Annotated in this window: 13 protein-coding genes; 6 read left to right on the forward strand and 7 right to left on the reverse strand. The window is 46.3% G+C overall.

The window, feature by feature from the left end; genetic code table 11:
* The 3 genes from AZI85_RS00600 to AZI85_RS00610 are packed head-to-tail and all read right to left on the reverse strand — an operon-like array spanning position 1 to position 3956.
* Entirely contained in the window at positions 1 to 1059 is a 1059-nt protein-coding gene (locus AZI85_RS00600; protein ID WP_063242265.1) for a protein-glutamate methylesterase/protein-glutamine glutaminase, read from the reverse strand.
* Positions 1060 to 1077: 18 nt separating this feature from the next.
* Entirely contained in the window at positions 1078 to 1947 is an 870-nt protein-coding gene (locus AZI85_RS00605; protein ID WP_063242266.1) for a CheR family methyltransferase, read from the reverse strand.
* Positions 1944 to 3956, reverse strand: a complete 2013-nt coding sequence (locus tag AZI85_RS00610; protein ID WP_063242267.1) for a chemotaxis protein CheA — start codon at positions 3954 to 3956, stop codon at positions 1944 to 1946. Before AZI85_RS00610 ends, AZI85_RS00605 begins: the two co-directional genes overlap by 4 nt.
* 276 nt (positions 3957 to 4232) lie before the next feature.
* Here AZI85_RS00610 and AZI85_RS00615 point away from each other — a divergent pair, with 276 nt between their 5' ends.
* Positions 4233 to 4721: a chemotaxis protein CheW gene (locus AZI85_RS00615; protein ID WP_063242268.1), complete on the forward strand. Its 489-nt coding sequence runs from the start codon at positions 4233 to 4235 to the stop codon at positions 4719 to 4721.
* 82 nt (positions 4722 to 4803) lie between these two features.
* On the opposite strand, the gene AZI85_RS00620 is transcribed toward AZI85_RS00615, so the two are convergent.
* Positions 4804 to 6843 (reverse strand): transketolase C-terminal domain-containing protein, encoded by a 2040-nt coding sequence (locus AZI85_RS00620; protein WP_063242269.1) that lies wholly within the window; start codon positions 6841 to 6843, stop codon positions 4804 to 4806.
* Between the two features lie 66 nt (positions 6844 to 6909).
* Here AZI85_RS00620 and add point away from each other — a divergent pair, with 66 nt between their 5' ends.
* The 4 genes from add to AZI85_RS00640 all read left to right on the forward strand — a co-directional run bounded on the left by add (position 6910) and on the right by AZI85_RS00640 (position 13256).
* Positions 6910 to 7929, forward strand: coding sequence for an adenosine deaminase (gene add / locus AZI85_RS00625; protein ID WP_081110858.1), 1020 nt, complete (start codon positions 6910 to 6912; stop codon positions 7927 to 7929).
* On the forward strand, positions 7926 to 8516 hold the full coding sequence (locus tag AZI85_RS00630; protein ID WP_063242270.1) for a DUF6624 domain-containing protein: 591 nt from the start codon (positions 7926 to 7928) through the stop codon (positions 8514 to 8516). Before add ends, AZI85_RS00630 begins: the two co-directional genes overlap by 4 nt.
* A 68-nt stretch (positions 8517 to 8584) precedes the next feature.
* Entirely contained in the window at positions 8585 to 9865 is a 1281-nt protein-coding gene (gene hmgA, locus AZI85_RS00635; RefSeq protein WP_063242271.1) for a homogentisate 1,2-dioxygenase, read from the forward strand.
* Between the two features lie 181 nt (positions 9866 to 10046).
* Positions 10047 to 13256 carry a beta strand repeat-containing protein gene (locus AZI85_RS00640; protein ID WP_063242272.1) on the forward strand — a complete coding sequence of 1070 codons (3210 nt, stop codon included), beginning with the start codon at positions 10047 to 10049 and terminating at the stop codon, positions 13254 to 13256.
* A 29-nt stretch (positions 13257 to 13285) separates the two neighbouring features.
* On the opposite strand, the gene AZI85_RS00645 is transcribed toward AZI85_RS00640, so the two are convergent.
* The 3 genes from AZI85_RS00645 to AZI85_RS00660 all read right to left on the reverse strand — a co-directional run bounded on the left by AZI85_RS00645 (position 13286) and on the right by AZI85_RS00660 (position 17123).
* On the reverse strand, positions 13286 to 13834 hold the full coding sequence (locus tag AZI85_RS00645; protein WP_063242273.1) for a hypothetical protein: 549 nt from the start codon (positions 13832 to 13834) through the stop codon (positions 13286 to 13288).
* The gene (locus AZI85_RS00650; RefSeq protein WP_081110859.1) at positions 13831 to 15366 is read right to left on the reverse strand and encodes a pre-toxin TG domain-containing protein; all 1536 of its coding nucleotides are present in this window, start codon (positions 15364 to 15366) and stop codon (positions 13831 to 13833) included. The genes AZI85_RS00645 and AZI85_RS00650 overlap by 4 nt, the downstream gene beginning before the upstream one ends.
* Before the next feature lie 131 nt (positions 15367 to 15497).
* Positions 15498 to 17123: a response regulator gene (locus tag AZI85_RS00660; RefSeq protein WP_063242276.1), complete on the reverse strand. Its 1626-nt coding sequence runs from the start codon at positions 17121 to 17123 to the stop codon at positions 15498 to 15500.
* 386 nt (positions 17124 to 17509) lie between these two features.
* Here AZI85_RS00660 and AZI85_RS00665 point away from each other — a divergent pair, with 386 nt between their 5' ends.
* Complete coding sequence (locus AZI85_RS00665) at positions 17510 to 18394, forward strand: YihY/virulence factor BrkB family protein (protein WP_063242277.1); 885 nt, start codon at positions 17510 to 17512, stop codon at positions 18392 to 18394.
* Positions 18395 to 18414: the final 20 nt, after the last annotated feature.

The raw sequence follows: 18414 nt of genomic DNA on the forward strand, positions 1-18414 counted from the left end.
TTAAGCAGCGTTTCTGACTTGAACTTGTTTCAAGAGATCGCCGGCAATCTTATCTAAGGGAAGTATTTTGTCAGCAGCCCCTAAAGCGACAGCGGCAGCTGGCATACCATAAACGACGCAAGTTTCTTCGTTCTGAGCAACGGTGTAAGCACCGGCATTCTTCATTTCAAGAAGGCCTTCCGCTCCGTCTTTACCCATTCCCGTCAAAACTACACCCAAGGCATTCTTACCTACGTACTTGGCGACGGACTTCATCATATAGTCTGCGGCAGGACGCACGCTGTGCAATGCCGGTCCTTGATGAAGTTTCACGTGATAGAAGGCACCACTACGGTGAATTTCCATATGATAGTTTCCCGGAGCAATCAGCACTCGACCGGGAACAACTTGATCCCCCTCTTGCGCCTCTTTGACTTCAAAAGGAAACATGTTGTTCAAATTATCTGCGAAAGATTTCGTAAATCCCGGCGGCATGTGTTGCACAATCAAAGTCCCAGGAATATCTGCTGGCATACCGGATAAGAAAACTTTCAAAGCCTCTGTACCACCTGTGGAAGAAGCCACGGCGATCAACTGATGCGTTGTACGCGCCAAAGATGTCGCCACTTTTTGAACTGGCACACCCGGCGTCACCACTTTTTTCACGGGATTGATACGAGCTTTCGCAACGGCTTTTACTTTTTCGATGATCGAGTTTGAAAGCGTTTCTAAGCTTTGACTGACGTCGATGGAAGGCTTTTCCATGATCTCAATCGCACCGGCCTCCAAAGCACGCAGATAGGTTTCGGAGCCCGTTTTAGCCAAACTTGAAAAGATAATCGTACGAGTCGGAAAATGCTGCATGACTTTTTCTAAGAAGCTGATGCCATCCATACGAGGCATCTCGACGTCTAAAGTCATCACATCTGGTTTCAAAGCCACTAGTTTGTCACGAGCAATATAGGGATCTGAAGCGGTGCCTACAACTTCAATGTCAGGCGATGAACTGAAGATCTTTTCTAAGAGCTTACGAATCACCGCAGAGTCATCCACAATTAAAACACGAATTTTTTGCGCCATAAATGGGGCCTTTATTGGTTAAAGCTTTTGGTAAACAGCTCTGGAAAGGGGTTTCAAACCAGCATGCTTAACATTTCCAGACTCGGAATGGCCCAAAATCAAATAGCCACCCGGTGCCAAGCAAGATACCAAATTGTCGATGACCTTTTTCGTGGTCTGCTCATCAAAATAAATCAAAACGTTACGGCAAAAGATCACATGGAACTTATGCTGAAATTCATACTTGGGATTCATCAAGTTGAAAGGCGCAAAACGAATCATCTTGTGAATTGTGTCTTTAGCTCTGAAGAATTCATCTCCGTTGGCTTTCACCTTCTCAAAGTATTTCACTCTTTGAGCTGGTGGAAGACCTTGCATTTCGCGCTCTTCGTAAGTGCCGACAGAGGCTTTTTTTAAAACTTGCAAATCAATGTCCGTTGCAAGAAGACGCACTTTCGTCGATGAATTTTCACCCAATGCTTCACACGCTGTCATTGCGATTGTATAGGGCTCTTGACCAGTACTGGCCGCGGCACACCACATGCGGATGTCCGAGCCAAACTTTTTACCGAGCTCAGGAATAATGTTCTGAAGGAAATCGAAGTGATTCGATTCTCGATAAAAAGACGTCATATTCGTTGTTAGTGCCGAAATAAACTCTGACGTTAAATCCGGCCCGCCTTTTTCTATTAGAGCCCAATACTCTTCATAACTTTTCAAAGAGTGTCTTCTTAGAAGTTTCACAATACGATTGCGGATCAGCGCATGATTTTTGGGCGTCAGTGGAAGATCCACACCCGCCAACTCATACATGTGCTCAGCAAACTTCGTAAACATTTTATCTGAAAGCTTGATCTCTTCGAAATCGTAAAGAGATCCTACTAATTCATTCTTTTTTACAGCCGTCATGCTGCCATCTCCCGACCCTTAGCTACGTTATTCACCAAAGCCCCTGGTTCCAAAATTAGAACCGTGCGGCCGTCCCCTAGAATCGCAGCCCCTGCAACTTCTGGGATGTCTTGACCTGTCGTGATTGGTTTCACGACCACTTGAGCCTGTCCTAAAACATCGTCCACAGGGAACGCCATTTGGCCGGTCATAGACTCAATAATCACCAACATTGTTTCTTCACGGCGCGCGCTCAAAGAGTTCTCACGACGCTTTTCCAATTGCTGATCTTTTTTATTCAAACTCCAGTTGATCGAACCCAAAGTTTTTGAAACATCAATCACCGGTAACAAATGACCGCGAATGCTGGCCACTTTTCCCGCGCCAGAAATATTTGTGTAGTCCTTTGGAAGAACACGCACGATTTCACGGATTGAATGAATCGGAAGGATGTAACGAGCCCCATCCAAAGCCACGATGATACCGTCAGTGATCGCCGTGCTCAGTGGAATCGTCAGGCGGAATGTTGTTCCCTGACCCGCTTTAGAATAGATATTGATCTTACCATTGATCTTATCAAGGTTCGATTTAACAACGTCCAAGCCCACACCACGACCTGAAAGGTCTGAGATCTTATCGGCCGTCGAAAAACCCGGATAGAAGATATATTGATAAACTTGTTCATCAGGAATCGTCGCAGGATCCACTCCTTGCGGAACGAAACCTTTTTCAATCGCCTTGCCTAATACTTTTTCGCGGTTGATACCGCCACCGTCATCCGTGATATCAATCGTCACGTTACCGCCCGATTGTTTCGCAGACACTGTCACTTTCGCCGTTGCCGGTTTACCACGCTCTAGGCGCACTTCCTTCTTTTCAACTCCGTGGTCCATTGAGTTACGAACCAAGTGAACGAGAGGATCACCAAGAAGTTCAAAGACGGTTCTTTCAACTTCCGTTTCTTCACCAATCAATTGCAAATCAACTGGTTTATCCAAAGTCAAAGACACGTCACGAACGATACGTTGAATTTTAATGAACATGGATTTCAGTGGCGTCATGCGAATGCTCAAAGTTTTTTCGTACAACTCGCGCACAGCTTTATCCAATTGATCCACAATGCCCTCAAGACGCAAGTTCACACCACTGCGAACCGTCTCGTCGTGCACAAGCTGATTCTTAAGAACCACAAGCTCGCCGACAGCATCCAGAACCGAGTCCACACGACCCGTGTCGACTTTGATAGTTCCGTTTAATTTACCTTTGTTACCACCATTAGAATCAGACGCCGCTGGAGCAGAACTCGCTGCAGGCTTGGCCTCTTTCGCCGCCACAGGTTGAGACGCGACAACTTTCAATGCCGGTTTTTCTGCCACAGGTGTTGGAGTCGGTGCCGCAGCTACGGGAGCCGGCGCCGCTTTTTTCTGTTCGGCTTCTTTAGCTTCAAATTCGGCGCGATCTTCCGGTGAAAGCTGTCCAAGAAGTTCTGCTAACAATTCGTGATTTGTACAATCATCTTCAGGAGCTGCCTCAGCAGCTGGAGCGGACGTTGCAAAGAAATCATCTGGCGCAGCTTCTTTCACTTCATCGTGAGCCGGAGCGACTGCTTTACTGTGTGAAGATTGTTTGCCAGAAAGTTCTTCGGTGATTTGAATCAACTGTGTTTTTAATTCAGCGGGATCCCACGCACCCGTTTTACCTTGCTGTAAAAAGGCAATGCGGTTTTTCAATTCATCACCAGAAGTTAAAAGCAAAGAAATAACATTGGAGTTCACAAGCTCAGGACGCGAACGCAAAAGATCCAAAAGATCTTCCATGACATGGGCGAATTTAGAAAGATCCGTCAATCCTACTGCAGCAGCTCCACCCTTCACTGAGTGCGCCACGCGGAAGATATCCGTAAGGTCTTTTGCAGGATCTTGACTGTTTTCCAGCCTCATCATGTATTCTTCGTATTGCTCAAGCATGAACGCAGATTCGTTCAAAAAATCCATCTGCAGTTCTTCAAAAAAGGAATTATCACCGCTCATGTGCGCTCCATTATCATATAAAAATCACAAGGAATTATCGGACGATAGGCAGTTCTTCTATTTCCGTCGTTAGTCCAGAATGAGACGAAATAAAATGGGGGTCGAAGTTTCTCTCTTTAGCAAGACTATTGTCTCAGATCGAGAGGTCTGAAATGTGACTTTGTTAACTTTTTAACTTAATTAGGTCTAGCAACAAATTCCCTTAAAGTTCGTCGCCGTTTTTCTCGAAGAGTTGTCTGATGTGATTTTATTTCTACTACTTGAAAGGCAATTACAATGAGCGATGTATCTATGAAAGCAAAACCAGGCCAGTATCTAACTTTCCAGTTGATGGCTGAACAATATGGCGTGGCCATCGAAACAGTGCGTGAGATCAATCAGTTTGGTGAAATCACTCCTGTTCCTCGTACTCCAGACTATGTAAAAGGTGTGATGAACCTTCGTGGTAAAATCATTCCTGTAGTAAACCTTCGTGTGAAATTTGGTATGTCTGCACAAGACACTACACGCGACACTTGCATCATCGTGATCGATACTGAAATCGGACAAGTGGGCATGATCGTAGACTCTGTAAAAGAGGTTGTAGATCTTCAGGAAAACCAAATCGAACCTTCACCAGTTCTAGGTAACGAAAACGCGATGTCTTTCGTTCGTGGTATGGGTAAAGTTGATAACAAAGTTGTTATCCTTGTGGATATCGTTTCTGCCTTCTCTTCAGAGCAAATGGGCACTATGGCTCAGTTCTCTCACTCAGAAGCTGCTTAATAGATATTTTAAAAGTAGATTTAAAAGAAAAACCCGCAGGAAACTGCGGGTTTTTTATTTCGAAATGAAGGGGCTCGTAGGTCTACCAAGCCTGGCTTTTTTGAAAGAAACTGCCGGCGGCTTCAACGATCGCACCTGCATCCACTTTGTGTTTACGGTAGAGGTCCATCGCCGTGTAAGCACTTTGACCAAACTCTCCATGCACGCCTAGGCTTTTCACTTTCAACGTCGCCACATCTGCTTGCAATAAAGCATGAGTCAGCATTTGTCCAAAGCCACCGATCAACTGATGATCTTCGACCGTGATTAGCTGACCTTGCGTTTTTTCCAAAGAAGCTTTGAACGTCGCAACGTCAATGTGGTTCACACAAGCTGAATTCACAACAATCGCACCTACACCTTTGGCTTCAAGGTCTTGCGCTGCTTTCAAAGCCTGCGGAACCAATGAGCCCGTCGTTGCGATCGTCACGCACTTTCCATTCTTACCCGATGTTGTGTCGACAAGAATTTGCGCTTTTCTTAAGTCATAAGAACTTGGCGTCACGTAAGATTTAGGGAAGTTTTCACGACCCAGGAAGAAGATAGAAGAATTTGGCACCTCGCCGTTCTTACGAGCCTTCGCGAAATTCTCGATAGCTGCAGAAACCAAAGCATCCGCTTCTTCACTGCAAGACAAAGAATAAACATCCACATGAGGAATCGAAGACACCATCGCCATATAGCTGAGCGCTTGGTGAGAAGCTCCGTCAGCCGCATCTTGAAAACCTGTGTGCGAGAAGATCGCAATGATCGGAGCTTCAGAAAGAGCTCCCATCGTTAAAGGCAAAGCACCTTTGGTCACCCCAAACTGAGCAAAAGTATCAACCACTGGAATATAGCCAAGCTTAGAAAGACCGGCCGCTGTTGAAACCATGTTGCTTTCCGCAATACCCACGTCAAAAGAGTCGTGAGGGAATTCTTTGCGGAATCCTGCAACACCCGTGGAACCCGGAAGATCCGATGTGACACTCAAAACAGGAAGACCGGCTTTGCGCGCACGAATCATCGCCGCAGAAACGCCTGTCTGAATTTTTTCGCCGGAATCTTTGACGCCGCTGGCTTTGATTTCCGCTTCCCATTTGTGAAGTTCATCAATCCACATATTGTAAATCGGAAGAAGCGCTTCCCCGCCATAGATTTCGCCTAAGAACGCCGCGAGTTCAGTGGGGCTCTTTAAAGGGAAACCGTGACCGCCCGACGCAGACTCAATCGTTTTCTTTGTTCCGATGCCTTTGACAGTTTTCGCGTGAATCACAACGGGCATTTTTGGATTTGCTTGAGCTGTTTCAATCGCATTCACGATCGTGTCGTAACATTTCTGCAAGTCGTTGCCTTCTTGCAAAGTGATCACATTCCAGCCCAAAGCTTTCAAAGATTCAAATGTCGGAGTCATAGAGAATGACTCGGCATCAATACGACCAGAAAGTTTCGTGTTATTATCACTGATGATCAAAACAAAAGGACCCATCTTTCCCTTTTGCGCCAGACCCGGAATAGCAGCGAAAGATTCTTTCGCCTCTCCTTCCATACAAGCTCCATCCGAAATCGTCGTCACCGTCACACGGTTTGTGCCCGCAATGGCTTCACCCATCGCCACACCTTGGGATTGCGGGAAGGCCGAACCCAAAGGTCCGTTAGAGATAAAAACACCTTCAGGGAAGCAATGAACCTCACCGTGACCTGTTAAACCGCTTTCAATCGAACGGAATTTTTTAAGACTGTCTAAAGTCAAACCGGCCATGCCGTAGTTGGCTTTCAAAGCATACAAACCGTTTTCGCAGTGACCCGCATCGTTGATCAAATGGAACATCTCGTACCATTGCTTTTTTACGCGAGAAGAAACGTCGAAGACATGTCCATGAAGCGCAGACATCAGCTCTGCTAAAGCGGCAGGTCCACCGTAATGCGAAGCCGCTCCGCCGAGGACGGCATTCATGTCCATCAAAGACACAAGCACACGTGTGGCGCGAGGATCCGCCACAGGAATTTGGCGTCCGTCTTTGCTTTTAACATAGGTTTTAAATTGAGGCTCCTGTGAAGGGTTGCCCGCGAGTTTTGTTTTGATTTGGATGGGTTCTGTCATAAGATCTAGTTTTACTCTAAGGGCCTAGCGGCGTAAAGCGCAGGGGCTGCTTACCGGGAGCGTTAAATGGAAAAACTTTATTCCCATAATATTCGCGACATCCTGAAGGTGGAATTGCACCGCCATTTAGACTGCTCAGTGCGTTGGAGTACACTCATCGAACTGGCCCCGCAGGTCGGAATTCCCCTGGCTAAGACGACTCAAGGTCAAAAAGACCAATTTCTGATCACGGGTCCCATGAAAGACCTCGGCACCGTGCTAAACAAATTCCTGAATGCACAAAAAGTTTTAGCCAGCGAGGAAATCCTGACTCGCATTGCTTTTGAGGCCTGCGAAGACGCCTATAACGATGGAGTTCGCCTTTTGGAACTTCGTTATGCTCCGACCTTCATCGCCGATGGCCACAAATCATTAACTTATGAAAAGATTCACAAGTCTTTGCACAAAGGCATTGAGATGGCTCGCAAAACATATCCCATGGCTATCGGACTTATTTGCATCATTCAAAGAATCAAACCTTATGAAGTGGCTGAGGAAGTCGTGGATTTTGCAATTGATCACAAAGACAGCTTCTTGGCTTTGGATCTCGCTGATAACGAGGAAGGCTTTGACCCCAAAATCTTTGCACCACTTTTTCAAAAAGCCAAAAAAGCCGGCCTGCATATCACGGTCCATTCGGGCGAAGCACCGAATTCGGCGACCTGGGTTCGCGACAGCATTGAAATCTTAGGGGCCGAACGCATCGGGCACGGCATTCAGATTATCAACAATCCCGACGTGTTAAACTTCGTGCGTGACCGAAAAATTCCCTTGGAAGTTTGCCCGATCAGCAATTATCTGACACAAAGTTTTAAAACCTACGAAGAACATCCGATTCGTAAATTGATGGAGCAAGGAATTCTTGTGACCATCAACTCGGATGACCCAGGTGTTTTTGCGACGCAATTAAGTGATGACTATGAAGTTCTTCATCGCGTGCATGGTTTCAGCAAAGAAGACTTCAAACGCTGCAATCAAGTTTCCTTTGATGCGAGCTTCTTTCCTGAAGCCGAAAAGAATCGTTTTATGTCGGAGTTTTTTGGATGAACGAAAAACTAAAAGAAGAGCTTTTGCATCTGATTCGTGAAGACGAAGCGACACGAGAAGTTCTGGCAAGCACGGGAGAACTTTTTCACGGCTACCATCCCGCAATGGAGAAAGTGCATCTTCGAAATGCCGATAAGCTAAAAAAACTGATTGAAGACAATAAGGGCTTTCCGACCATAGACCAAGTTGGTGAAGATGCTTGCGTGGCTGCTTTAAGAATTGTTCTTCATGCCATCAGCTTGCCTGATTTTATGCGGGCCCAAGAGCAAGTGCTGGTGGATCTTGCCAAACAAAATAAAGTCCCAAAATCTTACGTCGCTATTCTTGTGGATCGCATTCGTTTTTACGAAGGTCGTAAGCAGATTTATGCGACTAATGCCGACTGGGACGAAAACGGAATTCTACGAATCACCGAAGTGGAAGATCCAGAACAATTAAACCAACGCCGACATCAAATGGGACTGACACCTTTAGAAAGTTTGGTCGTGACACCTCAGGACGGAGAATACCATCCTCCCGACCCTGCTAAGCGCCATCAAGAGTTTCTTGAATGGACGCGCAAAACAGGCTGGCGGTCTCTAACCTAGGAGGAGGAGCCCGCTGTCATCCTACTTCCAAGTTGACTAACAAAGCTTGGGCCTGATTATCTCTATCTATGGAAACACAATACTTATCAGGCTTTGGTAATCACTTTTCGTCAGAAGCTCGCTCCGGTGCGCTTCCTTTAGAACAAAATTCTCCGCAAGTAGCTCCCTTGGGACTTTATCCAGAGCAACTGAGTGGTTCCGCATTCACGGCTCCCCGTCATCACAATATGTATACCTGGCTTTATCGCATTCGCCCTTCGGTGATGCACAAAGCCTTTAAGCCGTTAAAAGAGCTGACACAGAAAACATTCTTTAAGCCTCAGCATATCAACCCGAATCAAATGCGCTGGAATGCCACAAGCGACACTGCTGGAAACTTCGTCGAAGGAATCCGCACGGTGTGCGGTAATGGCTCTGCTTACGAACAGCGCGGCCTGCACGTTCATCTTTATTCCTTCAATCAAGACATGGGGAATAAGTATTTCATGAATGCCGATGGCGATTTCCTTTTTGTTCCGCAAGCAGGTTCTGTGCAAATCAAAACCGAATTGGGAATCATCGAAGCAGAACCAGGTGAAATCGTTTTAGTCCCTCGAGGAATGAAATTTCAAGTGAATCCACTGAAAGGTGGAAACTGCAAAGGCTATATCGGCGAAAACTTCGGCGCGCCTTTCCGTCTTCCTGAGCTGGGTCCGATTGGTGCCAATGGCTTAGCTCATCGTCGTCACTTCTTAACTCCGGTGGCAGCTTTTGAAGATAAAGAAGGTTCTTTTGAATTGATCGGTAAATTCAACAACGACTTGTGGGTGGCCGAGATGGGTCATTCTCCATTGGATGTCGTTGCATGGCACGGGAACTATGTTCCTTTCAAATATGACCTTCGTAAATTCAACACTGTGAACACAGTCAGCTACGATCATCCAGATCCTTCGATCTTCACGGTTCTTACCTCTACAAGTGATACACCGGGAACAGCGAACGTGGATTTTGCCATCTTCCCACCACGCTGGATGGTGGCAGAACATACATTCCGTCCCCCTTACTTCCATAGAAACTGCATGAGTGAATACATGGGACTCATCTATGGTGAGTACGACGCAAAAACGGCGGGAGGTTTTGTTCCTGGCGGTGGAAGTTTGCACAACTTCTATTCTGCTCACGGACCTGATGTCGATGCGTTTGAAAAAGCGAGCAAGGCGGACTTAAAGCCACATAAAATTGTCGATACAATGGCCTTTATGTTTGAATCTCGCGTTCCTTACATGGTGACGGACTTCGCAATGGGTAAAGGTTTTATCCAAGAAGACTACCAAGACTGCTGGCAGAGCTTTAAAAAGAATTTCAAATAGTCTTTTAGGCGACATCCAGAGTAGACACTCTGATGTCGCCTTCAGCTTACAGCCCGGAAAGACTCGTGTCCTCTGAGAGATCCCAAATACATTCCTCTCATCTAAGTGTCTCATTCTAAGACACGTAATAACCAAAAAAACTCAATAATATGTCTTAAGTAGCCGATAAGTTTCATATCTTATGAAATCCGGTACGTGCTTGTCTTTCATAGTTGGCTTTGTGCTAACCCTTGCTTTATACGCACAGGCTTCGCCGAATGCGTTGACATATCAGGGTCGCATCCTGAATGTGAACGGCCAACCTTTAGAACACAACAACGTCAGCTTTTTATTTGAAATCACAAGTCCTAATGGGAACTGCGTTATCTATCGTGAACAAAAAGATGGCGTCAGTATGCTGAACTCTCGCGGTGTGTTTGACGTTCCCATTGGTTCAGGGAATAAGCTCTTTCCCGCGGATCCTCTTTTCACTCTTTTAGACTCTTTCAATAATTCTTCGCCTCAAAACTGTTATGGTGGTGGTGCTCCTTATGTTCCTAGTTCCGGCGACATTCGTCTTTTAAAAGTTCAGTTTCACGACGGCTCCGGCTGGAGAGTGATTTCACCTTCCAACGAAATTCGCACCGTGCCTTATGCGGCCTATGCCCATTCGGCCGAAAAGCTGGGAACAAAAACTGAAAATGATTTCGTTGTAAAAACCGGTGTTCCCACTTGTGCGGCCAATGAATTCTTAAAATGGAATGGATCTGCTTTAGTCTGTGCACCCGTCAGTGGTGCTAGTAGCGGAACTGTAACTACTGTCACGTCGGCAAATTCCTACGTGACGATAGTAAATAACACTTCGACTCCTCTTGTGACGTTGAATGTGGGATCAACGACTGGAACAGTCGCTGCCGGAGACGACGCCCGCTTCAGTGATGCGCGCACGCCCAAAGGAACCGCCGGCGGAGATTTAAGCGGCACCTATCCGAATCCTTCTGTTGCAAAAATTCAAAACATATCGATTTCAAGTACGGCGCCTACATCCAACCAGTTTTTCAAATTTGATGGAACTCAATGGTCTGGCGCCAGTATTGGCATGAGTGACGTGACAAATTTAAACTCGACCTTGAACAACTATCTTTTGAAATCAAGTTTTGATGGATATGTCAGCTCTGCAGGATGTTTGCCTCATCAAACTATGTACTGGAGTGCCGTGCTGGGATTTCAGTGTCAATCCATCAACGTCTCTGTTGCCGGAGACGTCAGTGGCACAATTGGTTCTGTGTCTGTGAATAGAATCAAAGGCGTTGATGTCGACACGACCGGTTTAACTTCAGGACAAATTCTGAAATACGATGGCACAAAATGGGCGCCCGCGAGCGATAGTAACGGCGGAGGCACCGTCACTAATATTGCGACGGGGACTGGCTTATCGGGAGGACCCATCACCGGAACAGGGACGATATCCCTAGCTGACACCGCTGTGACTGCGGGATCTTACACACGAGCCAATATCACGGTCGATGCTCAAGGTCGCTTAACAGCAGCAAGCAGTGGTTCCGCTCTCAATCTTGGCACTGAAGTTACGGGCACATTACCCATTGCGAATGGGGGAACAGGACAGACTTCCGCACTTTCTGCCTTCAACGCCCTTTCTCCTCTTACCACGAAAGGTGATCTTCTTATTCGCAACGATACTAACAATGCTCGCCTTCCGGTCGGTGCAAATGGACAGATACTTTCTGCGAATTCTGCAACCGCCTCCGGCCTTGAATGGATCACACCTTCATACGGAACCGTAACTAACGTGACTGGAACGGCGCCTATTTCTGTCGCCTCGGGCACAACGGCTCCGGTCATTTCAATCAGCGATGCCACAACCGCAGCTAAAGGTGCGGTGCGAGTTGGTGCCGGTATCGCCGTGTCTTCAGGCACGATCAGCGCAGACCCTGCTAATTTTCCTTCCACGGTGCCGGTGACCAAAGGTGGAACGGGCTCGACGACTTTCACGGCAAACAGATTGATCGCATCGGATGGAACGGGCTCGACACTTTCCACTTTCAATTGCGCTGTGGGGCAACTGGTTTCTTTTGATTCCACCGGAATGATGACGTGCTCCTCATTTACGACGGGATCTGTTTTTATTCAAGATGGAAACTCTTTCGCAGCAAACGCAACAATCGGAACAAACGATGCCTTTGCTTTAAATCTTGAAACCAACAATCAAGCCAGAATGACTCTGACTTCCGATGGAAATGTCGGTATCGGAACGGCGACTCCACACACCACCGCTTTGCTAGATCTTTCATCCGCAGCGAAAGGTTTCTTGCCACCGCGGATGACTCGTGCACAACGAAATGCAATCACAGGAGCACCTCAAGGATTGGTCATCTATAACACCGATGACAATACGGTTGATTACTATAATGGCGCAAATTGGTTTTCGTTGAATGGGTCTCCAAAATTTATGAAACGCGGAATGTCTGGCTATCAAACTGTCGATCAGAATTCTATAGTCGCATTTACTTCTACATTGGCGAATAACGGCATGACCACAACAAGCAACGGGATCAATCTTAAAGCCGGCGTCACTTATCGTCTTGAGGCCTCGCTGAACACTTATCAAAGTGATGGCAATGGATATTTAGGTTACGTGTTCTTCAATGGCACGACCACCTTTGGTTCCCCGGCCTACACGGACGAACCTGACTCTGTGGGTGCCTATGGATTTAAATCAAGTCTGCTGGAAATTTACACTCCTTCAACAGATCAAACAGTTTATGTTCGCATCAGTGACGACAACATCGGAGCCGGCCAAGTCACTCCGAACTACAATACTTATTTCATGGCAACCGAACTTGTGCCATCGGGCCCCGGCGGTGGGGGCAGCGACAATCTTGGAAACCACGCAGCCACACAGAATATTAATTTAGGTACACACTGGATTTCTGGAGACGGCACTTCCAATGGAATTCGTGTCGATAGCACCGGCAATGTCGGTGTTAAAACGGCGTCACCAACGGCTTCATTAGAAGTTACCGGCGATGTTAAAATCTCGGGTCAAATTGTGAATAATGCGTGGATCGATGTCGCGGCCTTTACGAACTCCTGGACAGCCTATTCTCCGATCGCAGGTGTTGCGGCTCCAGGTTACCGGAAAGGCAAAGATGGAAGAGTCTATCTGCGTGGGTGCATGGCTCCTGGAACTTGGGGAAATCCTGCCTTCACCTTTCCCGTTGGATACAGACCCAGCACGCATATGACATTAAACCTGACAGCTTATTCCGGTACAGCGGGAACAGCTGTAGCCGTCTATGCTTGGATCTACACCGACGGAGGCTTCAGACCCTGGATAGCAAACGGAGCTACTTGGATTTGCATGGATGGAACGAGTTTTCCAACGGATTGATTTTTTGAGACACTGTCGTGGCCCTCCAGCTATTTTCTTTTGCCTTTTAAAAAATTTAAAACGTGAACCCAAGATCCTCTGTCTTTTTCGGCATCACTTTTTTTGATCCTATCCAAAGCATCATTATGCATTCTTTCGATAGCCTCACTTGAAAGATAGTCCTCTAGACGAAACTCGAAGTCATACCAAGTGGTTCCTCTGACAACGTCACCCAACTCTCGTTCAAGATGATCTTGCAACATCGTCATCTGGATCACCCAGTTTTTTGACCAGCTTTTTTCCTCTGCCACGCGATTGTAGTTGTATAGGTCTCCTGGAAACCACGTTAGGAATTGATTGAAGTTAAAACTCTTATCTTCGTTACTAAAGCTGACCACAGAAATATATGAGGGATATAAAAACATGATATTCATATGAGCGGGCGAGCCCGGTACCTGCAACGTCCACAACCACTTCGTGTCGCCCGCTTTCGCTTCCAGATTTCCTTTATAATCAACAACCGTCATTCCGAATCGCTGAGCCATTCGCTCAACAAATTGACTGACGGATTTGTCTGGGAATTCATATGAGGATTTCATTTTTTAACCCCAAAGATTTTTCTAACCTCATCATCATAAAATCGGCTTGCTTCTTTTTTGTGAGAAGGATTTCCGATATCCACAACGGAAATATCATCCTGCAGGACTTTATCAGTCCACGCCATATCTTCTTTATAAACTTGTGTGGCCGGGACGTCATCATATCCCACTAATTTATTTCCGTTTCTAGCAAAGTCGGCAGCCAAGTCATCTTTTGCCGCCGTTGAAGGAGTGAACGTCCTTGTTTTCAAACCGGCAGATTGCAGTCGCCCCTCGGCTTCCTTAACATAGTTCATATCTCTGCCTATGATGGCGACTTCGGCGGTATTTCTGCCTTCTTTGAACCGAACCGGCTTCAAGTCTCCCAACAATTCCCCGATTTTTTCTACTTCAACGATGGCTTTACTGATTCCCTGGCGTGTCAGAGGATTGCGCGCAATAATCTTCATTCCCGCAAAGGCCAATCCGGCTACTCCCGGCATCATCACTCCAATTCCGGCAGCAAGTCTTTCTCCATCGGTAAGTTTTTTTCCATCAAGCAAACGCGTTCCTGTTATAAGTTCATAAGCATCTTTAGCCCAACCTAACGGGGAAACACTGATCCCGACGTCCGTAAGAAAAAAAGCCAGTTCCTTTGCACCTCTTTGCAAAGCTTCCGCTTCCTCGCGACGTGATTGGATATAGGCTTGTCGTGCCTGACCATGAAGAAAGTCGGCCTCGCGAAGCACGGCGTATTTCGCAGAACTAGAACGAACGGCTGGATTTGAGTACGCCTTATTAAGTTGCTTTTTTATTTCGAATTGTTTTTCGTAGAAAGCTGAAACTTCCAGCCAGTCTCCCGCTTGCTCTCCGTTTTCGAAATCAGGACTTTGTGAGTAATTCCACCAATCAGCTCTATAGCCCCGGGATGAACACGAATCGTTCGCCACACAGGCTTTAAGTCCTTCCAAAGGAAGCAATCGGGATTGATCAACGGATTTTACGAAGACATTATTTTTTGTATCAAAATACAAATCACGATGATCCGGATGGTAAAAATCTCCTTGATCAGTTTCTTCCACCCAAGCCGGTTCCCCGCGATAATAAACGTTCCCTCGATGATCTCTTACGAAAATAACTCCGTCGCCACGGTCTCTATCTCCGTGTTGTAAAACGCGTTCACCGTATTTTGCATTATTTCTATCGTTTCGATCACCGTTTTGAGTATGGCGGTCGTCATGTCGGTCTCGATCATCCCGATCCCAATCACCACTGTCGCCGTGGTCCTGATGATCATCCGGGCTCTGATCATCGTAATCTGCTTGGCCTCCGCCACCTTGATTGCCACCGTCGTCGCGATCCCTGCCGTCTTCATAGCCACCTTCGCCTTCGCAGCGCCCGATACAAAGAACACCGGGAAGATCCCTGTCATCTCCACTTTCATGGTCTTCGTCATAAGAAAAGGCCTTATAGGGAAATAAGATCTGAATGGTTAGAATAAGACTGAGAGCTAATCGCAGAAAATGACGGAAGCTAGGTTCTTTGCGAGACATGTTTACTCCGTTTACAGCAGCCAAAAAACGGCAACGCCAAGGCACGCTTTCATAAACGAAAAGAGCCCCAGTGAATTAAGCCGTAACGGCAGTCCTAAAAGCAATTAGTAGGCCTGCGTATTTCCGGGAGTTTACTGCAAAAGCTCGGGTTGACGAGATTGATGGCCCACGGGTTCTTCCGCTAGCCAAGATTGAATCACCGCCACCAGTTCTTGGCGACGAGTCGGTTTTGTTAAGACAGCGTCGAAGCCGGCTTTGATACATCTCATGGTTTCTTCTCTCATTGCGTGAGCTGTGAGAGCGACAATAGGCCCTTCGTAACCCAGCTTACGAATGCGTTCGACGGCTTCATAGCCATCCATTAACGGCATTTGTATGTCCATGAGAATTAAGTCCACGTGAGATTCACAAACAACTTCTAAAGCTTCCACACCGCTTCCGGCTTGAAGCAAACGGACTTTGTGGGGACGAAGATAGCGATCAATCAAAAGTCTGTTATCGCTGACATCATCCACAATCAAAATCACTTTATCTTCTAAAGAGTGAGGGATGAGATCCCCGCGCGACGCCACGGGTATGCGCCCTCGAGGCGCTCCATCGACTGTATCCAAGACAAGAGTGATTTCAAAAACAGAACCGACCTGAACCTCAGAAGAAATCAGCTTCAGATCCCCGCCCAACTTCTGCGCTAATTGTTGAGAGATCACCAAACCCAAACCCGTTCCGCCAAACCTTCTTGCCGTTGAGACATCCGCCTGAGCAAAAGGCTTAAACAGTTTTTGAACTTCATCCACGGTTAGCCCTGCACCAGTGTCACGCACGGTGAAAGTCACGCGACGAGCTTCACAGGATTCACGTTCAGAGACCGCATCTTGAACGCGCACCTGAACATCGACTTGCCCCTTTGAGGTAAACTTAATGGCATTGCCGATGACGTTGAAAAGAATTTGCTTAATACGCAGTGGATCTGACACGAAAGTCAGATTTTTATCACAGGATTGAACATGTAAAGAAATGCCTTTTTCGGTCGCACGAAATCCCAAACTTGCTTCAACATCCTTCAAAAGATCCTGCAAAGAAAATTCTTTCTTTTCAAATTCCAAACGCTGCGCTTCGATCTTTGTAAGATCCAAGATATCGTCAATAAGACGAAGCAAAAGCTCTCCATTGCGACGAATGACCGCTAAGAACTCATTTCTTTCCGAGTCACTTAATTTATCTTGAGACAAAATATCGGCAAATCCCAAGACCGCACCCAATGGTGTACGAATTTCGTGAGAGATATTTGCTAGGAAGTGGCTTTTGGCGATGTTGGCCTCTTCAGCCTTTTTCTTTAAGAACTCCATCTCTTCAACTTGCTTATTCAAAAGACGACGTTGCTGATCTAGAAGTACAAACGTGCGAACCTTGCTGCGAACAGCGTGAGGATCTAAAGGCTTAAATAAAAAATCCACAGCGCCCGTATCGTATCCTTCAAAAAGAACGGAGCGATCTTGCTGACGCGAGGTCATCAGAATCATTGGAAGATGGCGGGTCTTTTTTAAAGCACGAACCAGTCGTGCCAGCTCAAAGCCGTTCATTCCCGGCATTTGCACATCCATCAAAGCCAGTGCAAAGTCATGATTCATCAATAGCGACAGAGCTTCCTCAGCACTTTTTGCTGAAAGAACTTGAATGTCTTCTCCTGAAATCAGGTGAGACAGAAATAAAATGTTCTCATGATGATCGTCCACGATGAGTAGCTTGGTTTTCTCCATGCAACTTTTCCCCTGATTCGATGAATGGTGATCCCGCGGACGTGCTATTGAATTTGATCTCATTCTTTTAATATCGAATCTTGGTAAAGGACTTAACACAACCTATTTAGAATATCCAAAGCAAACAACATAGAGTGTGCTCGCTCCGAACAAGTTCCAGTAAAAAGATCGGTAGAAATTTTATGATACAGTTAAGATTCGTTCTGTATTCGAAATAATCCAATCTTCGACCGCGAAGGATGGGGGACACACTTCGCGGTCCTTGTGAAACGACACCGTTACTATTTTACAATTTAAACAGGATTTATCAGCCAAACACTTTGTATAAATCCAGAAGCAAAGCTTTCTTGAAGGAGTGATTTCCTCACCATGATAGCCTGGTTCCTATGAAAATGAAGATGATGCCTTTCATTCATCGGCTGCACAGCGATCGTTTTTTAGACAAACTTGGAAACGATAAGATCCTGGATCTTGCGGCGGCTCTTTCTTATTACACCGCTCTTTCTTTAGCTCCTCTTCTGATACTCATGATCACCTTCGTATCCTTTCTGGGTATGGAGTTTAAAACCGAGATGATCAGTGAAATCGAAAATCTTGTGGGCTCGCAAGCCAGTCAGGCTATCAAAGCGATTGCGATGAACGCCGACAAAACTCCCACAATCAGAGACTGGGCCGGCTTAGTCGGTGTCATCACTCTGCTTTTTTCTGCAGGGGCTATTTTTGGTCAGCTGCGCGAATCATTAAATGTGATCTTCGAAGTCAAAGACCCAACACCTGAAGAGCAGGATGAAGGTCTCTTAAAAACTTCATGGGCTTTTATTAAGAAAAAAATATTCAGCATGGGAATGGTGCTCGCTTTCGTATTTATTTCGATGGTGTCCTTGGTGATTTCGTCGGTGATTTCACTCGTACTTAGTGGGGCTGCCGCCATTATTGGTCAGATCGCAAATTTCCTTATTTCGCTCTTAATTTTCACTCTGCTTTTTGCCGCAATCTATTTCTTTCTGCCTCAAAAAAAAATGCGTGCGGCCGAGACTTTGACTGGCGGCTTGATCACCGCCATTCTTTTTTCAATAGGCAAAACCCTGATCGGTCTTTACTTGGGACAAAGCGCCGTGGGTTCCTTGTACGGCGCCGCAGGATCCTTGATTGTTCTTCTTATGTGGGTCTATTACTCCTCGATCATCATTTTCATTGGAGCAGAAATCGCCAATGAGATTCATAAAGTCGATGACGAAGAGGCTTCGACTTTGACAAAAACCCGCGGCTAAGAGAAATTTCAATCTCCAAC

The sequence above is a fragment of the Bdellovibrio bacteriovorus genome (assembly GCF_001592755.1).
Lineage (GTDB): Bacteria > Bdellovibrionota > Bdellovibrionia > Bdellovibrionales > Bdellovibrionaceae > Bdellovibrio > Bdellovibrio bacteriovorus_E.

Bases quoted from the DNA above. Each gene is read 5' to 3' on its own strand.
- AZI85_RS00600 (WP_063242265.1), bottom strand. From the start codon at position 1,059: ATGGCGCAAAAAATTCGTGTTTTAATTGTGGATGACTCTGCGGTGATT.
- AZI85_RS00605 (WP_063242266.1), bottom strand. From the start codon at position 1,947: ATGACGGCTGTAAAAAAGAATGAATTAGTAGGATCTCTTTACGATTTC.
- AZI85_RS00610 (WP_063242267.1), bottom strand. From the start codon at position 3,956: ATGAGCGGTGATAATTCCTTTTTTGAAGAACTGCAGATGGATTTTTTG.
- AZI85_RS00615 (WP_063242268.1), top strand. From the start codon at position 4,233: ATGAGCGATGTATCTATGAAAGCAAAACCAGGCCAGTATCTAACTTTC.
- AZI85_RS00620 (WP_063242269.1), bottom strand. From the start codon at position 6,843: ATGACAGAACCCATCCAAATCAAAACAAAACTCGCGGGCAACCCTTCA.
- add (WP_081110858.1), top strand. From the start codon at position 6,910: ATGGAAAAACTTTATTCCCATAATATTCGCGACATCCTGAAGGTGGAA.
- AZI85_RS00630 (WP_063242270.1), top strand. From the start codon at position 7,926: ATGAACGAAAAACTAAAAGAAGAGCTTTTGCATCTGATTCGTGAAGAC.
- hmgA (WP_063242271.1), top strand. From the start codon at position 8,585: ATGGAAACACAATACTTATCAGGCTTTGGTAATCACTTTTCGTCAGAA.
- AZI85_RS00640 (WP_063242272.1), top strand. From the start codon at position 10,047: ATGAAATCCGGTACGTGCTTGTCTTTCATAGTTGGCTTTGTGCTAACC.
- AZI85_RS00645 (WP_063242273.1), bottom strand. From the start codon at position 13,834: ATGAAATCCTCATATGAATTCCCAGACAAATCCGTCAGTCAATTTGTT.
- AZI85_RS00650 (WP_081110859.1), bottom strand. From the start codon at position 15,366: ATGTCTCGCAAAGAACCTAGCTTCCGTCATTTTCTGCGATTAGCTCTC.
- AZI85_RS00660 (WP_063242276.1), bottom strand. From the start codon at position 17,123: ATGGAGAAAACCAAGCTACTCATCGTGGACGATCATCATGAGAACATT.
- AZI85_RS00665 (WP_063242277.1), top strand. From the start codon at position 17,510: ATGAAAATGAAGATGATGCCTTTCATTCATCGGCTGCACAGCGATCGT.